Annotated in this window: 6 protein-coding genes and 1 pseudogene; 3 read left to right on the forward strand and 4 right to left on the reverse strand. The window is 69.7% G+C overall.

The genetic code is table 11. From position 1 onward, the window contains the following. Nucleotides 1–8: 8 nt before the first annotated feature. The 3 genes from VAE46_RS08380 to VAE46_RS08390 are packed head-to-tail and all read right to left on the reverse strand — an operon-like array spanning nt 9 to nt 4,761. Nucleotides 9–1,418: a hypothetical protein gene (locus tag VAE46_RS08380; RefSeq protein WP_322796477.1), complete on the reverse strand. Its 1,410-nt coding sequence runs from the start codon at nt 1,416–1,418 to the stop codon at nt 9–11. A gap of 23 nt (nt 1,419–1,441) precedes the next feature. Then, nucleotides 1,442–3,925 carry an ATP-dependent DNA helicase RecG gene (gene recG, locus VAE46_RS08385; protein WP_322796478.1) on the reverse strand — a complete coding sequence of 828 codons (2,484 nt, stop codon included), beginning with the start codon at nt 3,923–3,925 and terminating at the stop codon, nt 1,442–1,444. Continuing rightward, nucleotides 3,922–4,761, reverse strand: a complete 840-nt coding sequence (locus VAE46_RS08390) for a DegV family protein (protein ID WP_322796479.1) — start codon at nt 4,759–4,761, stop codon at nt 3,922–3,924. The genes recG and VAE46_RS08390 overlap by 4 nt, the downstream gene beginning before the upstream one ends. Before the next feature lie 64 nt (nt 4,762–4,825). Between VAE46_RS08390 and rpe the strand changes: the two genes are divergently transcribed. Continuing rightward, complete coding sequence (gene rpe / locus VAE46_RS08395; RefSeq protein WP_322796480.1) at nt 4,826–5,491, forward strand: ribulose-phosphate 3-epimerase; 666 nt, start codon at nt 4,826–4,828, stop codon at nt 5,489–5,491. A 9-nt stretch (nt 5,492–5,500) separates the two neighbouring features. Here rpe and VAE46_RS08400 read toward each other — a convergent pair whose 3' ends face one another. Further along, nucleotides 5,501–5,722, reverse strand: coding sequence for a hypothetical protein (locus VAE46_RS08400; protein ID WP_322796481.1), 222 nt, complete (start codon nt 5,720–5,722; stop codon nt 5,501–5,503). Nucleotides 5,723–5,968: 246 nt separating this feature from the next. Between VAE46_RS08400 and VAE46_RS08405 the strand changes: the two genes are divergently transcribed. Next, the gene (locus VAE46_RS08405) at nt 5,969–7,513 is read left to right on the forward strand and encodes a flagellin (RefSeq protein WP_322796482.1); all 1,545 of its coding nucleotides are present in this window, start codon (nt 5,969–5,971) and stop codon (nt 7,511–7,513) included. A gap of 266 nt (nt 7,514–7,779) precedes the next feature. Next, nucleotides 7,780–8,018, forward strand: a pseudogene (locus VAE46_RS08410) (flagellin FliC); the annotation flags it as partial.

Raw genomic sequence — 8,018 nt, forward strand, 5'->3', positions numbered from 1 at the left:
CGCGGCGTTCAGGGAGCGATGAAGACGCGGTCGGCGGGGCCCAGGACGGGCGGCTCGGCGCCGGGCGGGAGGTAGACGGCCCCGGCGGCTGCGGGGTAGTACCAGCGGACGGCGGGACCGAGGTTGATGCCATCGAAGATGGTGAGAAGCGGCGGGACGTTGCCGGCGCAGTAAAGGGTTGCCCCCTCGGGGAGGTCGGGGTAGACGGCCTGGAGCGCTTCGACCCATGCCTGCTGGAGGTCGGGACCCGATTCCCGCCAGTGGGCGACGCGGGAGTCCACGACCAGGGCCGCGCCCACGACCCCCAGCACGACGACCGCGGGTGCAGCCGCGGAGGAGGCGCGACGGAGCCAAGGCCTGCCTTCAGCGAGGTCGGCGAGGGCGATAGCGCCGCCGAGGGCGAGGAGCGGGATGGAGAAGTAGAGATAGCGGGGGCCGACGCCGAGCAGGTTGGGAGCAACGGAGAAGAGTGATAGCACGAAAGCGGCGAGCAGCAGCGCCGGGCGGGGCCGCCGCAGGGCAACGAGCGCGACGATTGCGGCGGGCACAAGCGGCGCGCTCCACTCCTGCAGGGTCAGGCGCCAGCCGGCGGTCGGCTCGCGGAAGGGAACCACGGCGCGCCCGAGGTAGTAGGGGAGGTTCGCCCAGACGTGGTCGCCGTAGTCGAAGATGGCGCGGTTGGAGAGCGGCTCCGTGAAGCCACGGGTCCGGACCAGGACGTACAGGGCCGCGAGAACGGCGAAGGGCACCAGCGGCAGCCATGTCTCACGGGCCGCCAGGGCACCGCGCCGGGTCACGAGGATGTGCCAGCCGACGAGCGCGGGGATGATGACCCAGGCCCCTTCGCGGGTCATGGCGGCGAGGGCGAAGACGAACGCGCTGGCGGCCACCAGCCGGCAGCGCGGGCGGGGTGCCTCCGTTGCGCGCAGGAAGAGCAGCCACGCCGCGAGGGCGAGCGGGAGGGCGGCGCTGTTGACCGATGAGATCCAGGCGACGGCTTCGGTGGAGGCAGGGTGGAGTGCCACGACTGCGGCGGCCAGGATGCGGGTCCCCGGGCGCCGGTCGAGCCAGTCGGCAAGGGCCCAGGTAAGGACCACCGTCGCCAGGTGGGCGCCGAGCAGGAGCAGGTGGTAGGGGAGCGGGCGGCCGCCGAAGAGCGGCTGGAGGAGTTCGAACGAAAGGAAGGCGAGGGGGCGCCAGAAGTCGCGGGTGAACGGCAGGAGCGGCTCGTTGCCCCAGGGGGTGAAGGCGGCGCGGGCATAGTCGGCGAAGGAGAGCTCGCGGGCGGCGAGGAGGTAGAAGTAGTCATCGAGGTAGAGCGGGGCGGTGAGCGCCGGCAGGTAGGCGCCGACGGTTGCGGCCAGGATGAGCGCAAGCGCCAGCCGGGGCGAACGGAGGCGCGCAGGCGGGGCGAGCATGCGGGGGATTCTACGGGAGCGTTTCAGTTGGCCTCGGCGGCGCGCTCGAGGAAGGGGCGAACGGCCGCTGCGAGGGCGCGGTGTTCCGGGTGCTCGAGGCGCGGATCCCGGGCGAGCACGCGTGCAGCGAGCTCGCGGGCGCGGAGGAGGATGTCGCGGTCGGTGAGGCGAGCCACGCGCAGCATCGTGTTGGTGCCGCTCTGGAGTCGGCCCCAGGTTTCGCCTTCGCCGCGCATGCGGAGGTCGACCTCGGCGAGGGCGAAGCCGTCGGTGGTTTCGCACATGGCGAGCAGGCGCTCGCGGGCATCGGGACCGGGATCTTCTTCGCTGCTGAAGAGGAGGCAGTAGCTCTGCTTTTGGCCGCGGCCGACGCGCCCGCGGAACTGGTGGAGCTGGCTGAGACCGAAGCGCTCGGCGCCCTCGATGATGATGATGGTGGCGTTGGGGACATCGATGCCGACCTCGATGACCGAGGTAGAGACGAGGACCGCGGCTTCGCCAGCAGCGAAGCGGGCCATCACCTCGTCTTTCTGGCGGGCGGTCATGCGGCCGTGGAGGAGCTCGACGGCGTAGCCGCGGAGCGGCCCGGTGCGCAGGAACTCGTACTCCTCTTCGGCGGAACGGACATCGAGGGTTTCGGATTCCTCGACGAGGGGACAGATGATGTAGGCCTGCTCGCCGGCATCGAGGTGCTTGCGGAGGAAGCGGTAGGCGTCGTCGCGTTCATCGGGGCGGTACCAGCGGGTGCGGATCGGCTGGCGGCCGGGAGGCAGCTCGTCGAGGGTGGAGACCTCGAGATCGCCGTAGACGGTGAGCGCGAGCGTGCGTGGGATGGGGGTGGCGGTCATGACGAGGAGGTGGGGGTTGGCGCCTTTCTGGCGGAGGCGGGCGCGCTGCATCACGCCGAAGCGGTGCTGCTCATCGACGACGGCGAGGCCGAGGCGGGGGATGGCGAGGTCGTCTTCGAGGAGGGCATGCGTCCCGATGACGATGTCGGCGCCGCCGTGGGCCGTATCGCCGCGGACCTGTGCCTTCTGGGCAGGGGTAAGCGACCCGGTGACGAGGAGGATGCGGACCGGGCGGGGGAACCAGGGTGGGCTGAACATGCCCTCGAGGGGGGTGAGGTCGCCGCCGCCGAGCAGGCGGGCGAAGGAGCGGTAGTGCTGCTCGGCGAGGATTTCGGTGGGGGCCATGAGCGCGGCCTGGTAGCCGGAGACAACGGCGGCGAGGATGGCGGCGAAGGCCACCACCGTCTTGCCGGAGCCGACATCTCCCTGGAGGAGGCGGAGCATCGGGTGGGGACCCTTCAGGTCGCGTTCGATCTCGGCGAGGGCGCGCTGCTGCGCGCGCGTGAGCGGGAAGGGGAGGGCTTCGAGCAGGGGGCCGCGCACGGGTCCGAGTTCGAGGGAAGGAGCGTCGTTGCCGGTCTGCCATTCGGCGCGGCGCTGGAGGACGGCGCACTGGACGGCGAGGAACTCGCCGAGGGCGAGGCGCTGGCGGGCTCGTTCAGCGTCTTCCGGGCGCCCGGGGTTATGGTAGGTGCGAATGGCTTCAGCGATGGCCGGGATGCCCTCCTCGGCGCGGACCCAGGCGGGGATGGGGTCGTCGACGGTGTCGGCGAGGGCGGCCACGGCGCGGGAGACGACGGCGCGGATGGTGCGCTGGCCGAGGCCGGCGGTGGCGGGGTAAACGGGCTCGAGGCGGGCAAGCGATTCGGGGGCGCGGTCCGGCTCCAGCGGTTCGAACTCAGGGTTCTCAAGCTGGAGGCGGCGGTTGAATGTGCGGACACGGCCGGAGAGGACGAGCCGGGTGCCCTGGCGGAGCGTGCGGGCGAGCCAGGGCATGTTCCACCAGATAACCGTGATGGCGCCCGAGGCGTCGGTTACGAGGGCGCGCGTGCCGCGGGCGCGGCCGCGGACGCGGAGCTCTGCGATATCGGCGATTTCGCCGACGACCGTCTGGATGGCGGAAGATGGTTCAAGCTGGGCGATAGGGCGCAGGCTGGTGTAGTCGTTGAAGCGCCGCGGAAAGAGGAAGACGGCATCGCCCAGGGTTCGGACGCCCAGTTTTTCGAAGCGGGCAGCGACGGATGCCCCGACCCCGGGCAGGGAGGTCAGGGGGTCGTCGGGCGAGGGCCCGCGCGCGGGGGGCGCTGGCTCTGCGGGGTGTCGGGTGACGGTCGTCCGGGCGCCGCGGGTGCCCCGGGCGGGGGTTCGGCGGGCCGGGGCCGGGGGCGGCGCGCCGGGTGAGCCTGCCGGCGGAATGTCGGCGAGGAGTTCGGTGAGCCACGAGGCACGGCGCGCGGGTTCGAGCGAGCGGTAGCCGCCGGGGGGGAGCGCCCGGAGATGGCGGAGGAGCGGGCTCTCGCGGAAGAGGCCGGCTTCGACCATGCGGGTGAGCATGGGGTCGAGGCCACCGATGACTGCGGTGTTGCGGCAGCCGCCATCGAGTTCGAGCTGGAGGATGCGCCGCAGGCGGGGGAGGTCGAGGGCGGGGGCGGCAGTCATTCGCGTTCGAGCGTCGCGAAACCGAGGCAGCCGGGGCCGGTGTACGTGCCGACCACCGGCCCGAGCCATGCCGTTCGGATGGCGGTGTGGGGGAGCGACGGGGCGAGCCGGGCGGCGGCGGATTCGGCGAGGTCGGGGAGGTCGCTGTGGGCGATGAAGAGGTCCTTTGCCCGGGGCATCCCGGACGCGATTTCGAGGATGCGCTCGTGGGCGCGGGCGCGGGTGCGGACGCGTTCGAAGGGAGCGACCTCGCCGTCCTGGACGGTCAGGATCGGCTTGATGCTGAGGAGCGAGCCAAGGAGGGAGCGGGCCCGGCCGATGCGGCCGCCGCGCTGGAGGTATTCGAGGGTATCGACGGCGACGTAGACGGACACGCGGTCCATGGCGCGGCGCGCGGTGGCGACGACCTCGGGGAGGGCGGCGCCGCGGGCAGCGGCCCGGGCGGCTTCGAGGACGATGAGGCCGAGGCCCACGCTGACGTTGTAGGAGTCGATGAGGTCGACGTGGAGATCGTGCTTGAGGGTCTCGCGGGCGACCGAGGCGGAGTTGAGGGTGCCGGAGAGGCGGGAGGAGATGTGGATGGAGACGATCTCGGCGCCTTCGGCGGCGGCGCTGCGGTAGGCGGACTGGAAGGCCTCCACGCTGGGCTGGCTGGTGCGCGGGAGGACAGAGGAGCCGCGAAGGCGGGCGTAGAACTCCGGCGCGGTGATAGTGACGCCATCCTGGAACGAGGTCTCGCCGACGATGACGGTCAGCGGCACGACAGTGATGCCGAACTCTTCGACGAGCTCGCGGGGGAGGTCGCAGGTGGAATCGGTGACGATGCGAACGGTCATAATTGTTCAGGCGCCTATGCCGGAGAGTATAAGGCCTGCAGATCGCGGGGTAGAATAGCGGGGCATGGCGCGGGTAAAGCTGGCACCTTCGATTCTGACGGCTGATTTTGGGCGGCTGGCCGAAGAGGTCCGCGCTGCGGAAGCGGCGGGGGCCGACATGCTGCACCTCGACGTGATGGACGGGCGGTTCGTGCCGAACATCACCTTTGGTGCGCTGATCGTCGAGGCACTGCGGAAGGTGACGCGCCTCCCATTCGATGTGCACCTGATGACGGTCGAGCCGGAGCGGCTGATCGACCAGTTCGCGGATACCGCGGACATCATCAACGTGCACATCGAGGTATCGCCGCACATCAACCGGACGATCGACGCGATTCACCGGCTGGGCAAGCGGGCGGGCGTGTGCATCAATCCGGGGACGCCGATCGCGGCGATCGAGGAGTCGTTGCCGGACGTGGACCAGGTGATGGTGATGACCATCAACCCCGGGTGGGGCGGCCAGCAGATGATCCGCCGCCAGCTGGAGAAGGTGGCGCAGGTGCGGCGGCTACTGGATGCGGGCGGCTTCGGGGCGGACATCGAAATCGACGGCGGCGTGAAGGAGCACAACGCGGCCGAATGCGTGCGGGCCGGGGCCTCGGTGCTGGTGTGCGGGTCGTCGGTGTTCAACGCCGAGCGGAGCGTCGCAGAGAACCTGGCGGCGCTGCGGCGGGCCGTGGGCGAAGCCTGAAGCCGGTGCTCAGGCGAGCTTGATGCCGGCCTCGCGGAGGCGGGCGAGGAGGCTGATGGCCTCTTCAAGCTCCGGGTCGATGCTGTCGGGGTCGACGTGCTGGCCTTCGTAGAGCAGGTAGTCGAGGTCGGCGAGGGTGTAGCCGAAGCGGTCGAGGATGTCGGCGGCCTGTCGGAGGGCTTCCTGCGTATCGGGGACGTGGCGTGCAACCCAGTCGTCGGTCGTGCGCATGGGGTCCTCCAGGGGTAGTTCGAACGGGATGTTCTGATGATGACAGACGAGAGCGGGCGTTGAGCGGGCGGGCGGCCCTGAATTCGCGGCCGATCGGTGGGAACCCTGATTTTTGGGGCGAACCGGGCCCCTGTCACTCAATGTCCACCGTTGTCACCCGATTGTCACCGTAGAAGCAGCCCGGGAGTGCGGCAACTCTCGCCGGGCACCAAGCACAAGCCGGTCAACCGGCAGAGGAGGACCCCAATGACCCGGATCATGACGAACGTGAGCGCGATCAACGGCCAGCGCAACCTGGCGAAGACCGGCCTGCGCATGGGGAAGACGCTGGAGAAGCTGGCCAGCGGCTACCGCATTAACCGGGCGGCCGATGACGCCGCCGGGCTCGCGATCAGTGAGAAGATGCGGGCGCAGATTCGCGGCAACAAGCAGGCGCTGCGCAACGCGCAGGACGGCATTTCGATGCTGCAAACGGCGGAAGGCGCGATGGATGAGGTACATGCCATCCTGCAGCGCATGCGGGAGCTGGCGGTGCAGGCGGCAAACGGCACCTACGCGGATAACGGGCCGGAGCGGACCAGCATCGGCGAGGAGATCGTGCAGCTGCGCAAGGAGATCGACCGGATTGCGTACAGCACGGAGTTCAACGGGCAGAAGGTGCTGACGGGGGCGCTCTCCAGCGTGTCTGCCGGCGTTGCGGCGACGAACCTGGTGCAGGGCGAAACCATTGGCTACACCAACGCCGGCGCAAGCGGCACGCACCTCGTGAGCGGCGACCCCCTGCCGTCGGGCGGCACCCGCACCGTAACGTTCACCACGGCCCCCGCCGGCGACTACGTCTTCGTGAACAACGGCGGCGTCCTCGAAATGCGGCTGGGAAGCGCGTCGGGGACGCTGGTGGCGACGGCTGCCGGGTTCGCCTCGGGCTCGACGATTGCCGGCGGCTCGGCGGGCTCGGTGGTCTTCTCCAACGGGTTCACGCTGACGATTACCGCCGACGCAAACCCGTACAACTGGACGAGCTTCCTTGCCGACATGGCGGTGGGCGGGAACCAGAACCTCTCGATCAACGGGCTGACCGCGACCACCATCACGGCGACCACGGCCCGGCCGCAAACCTACACGTTCACCTCGCCCGGGGCCGGCCAGCTGACGCTGACGGGCGCCGATGGCACCTCCCAGACGCTGACGATTACGAACATGGCGCCGAACGAGACGCGGACGCTGGACTTCAACCAGCTCGGGGTGAGCGTAACCCTGCAGACCGGACCAGCCGGTCGAACCGCGGCGCAGGTGATTAGCGACCTGACAGGGGCGACGGACAACACCATCATCATCGAAGGCACCGGCAACACCTCGACCCTGCAGGTAGGCGCAAACGTGCCCGACACGCTTCAGCTCGAGTTCGTGAGCATGCTGAGCGAGAACCTGGGGTCGCCGGCCTACAAGCTGGGCGGTTCCTCGGGGCTGATTACGACACTCGGCGACCAGGTGGTGAAGACGATCCAGGACGCGCACAACCTGATGAGCGCGCTGGACGGGGCTATCCAGACGCTGAACAGCCGGCGCGGCACGCTCGGCGCGGCGCAGAACCGGCTGGAGCACACGATCAACAGCCTCGGCGTGGCGGTCGAGAACCTCACCGCGAGCGAGAGCCGCATCCGCGACGCGGACATCGCCGAGCTCTCGAGCGACCTGGTTGCGCAGAACATCCTGCAGTCGGCCGGGGTGGCGGTGCTGGCGCAGGCGAACCAGACGCCGCAGGCGGTGCTGCAGCTCCTCCAGCGATAATCCGCGGACTGATCGAGGCCGCACTCCCGGGGAAGCGGGGAGGTCGCCGAATGGCGGCTTCCCCGCTTTCGCATGTGCGGAAACGGCTGCTGTTCACCGGTTCGTCACTGGAGTTCGCTGAATCTCCACCGGCGTTTCCCCGGCGTACCCCGAGCTGCACCCCTAATCGTGTGTGAACGGGGCGATAACCACGGCGTCAACCCTGCCAAATCCACATCCTGGCGGGGCCCCGGACATCCCGGGGAGGACGAGAAGGGGAGACGCAGATGTCCTCGATCGTTACCAACGTTGCTGCCCTGAACGGACAGCGCAACCTCAACATCACGGCGGTGAAGATGGGGAAGGTGCTGGAGAAGCTCTCCAGCGGCTACCGCATCAACCGCGCCGCCGATGATGCCGCCGGCCTCGGCATCTCCGAAAAAATGCGCGCGCAGATCCGCGGCAACTCCCAGGCCATCCGCAACGCCAAGGACGGCATCTCCATGATCCAGACCGCCGAAGGCGC

It is taken from the genome of Tepidiforma sp. (genome assembly GCF_034433535.1).
Lineage (GTDB): Bacteria > Chloroflexota > Dehalococcoidia > Tepidiformales > Tepidiformaceae > Tepidiforma.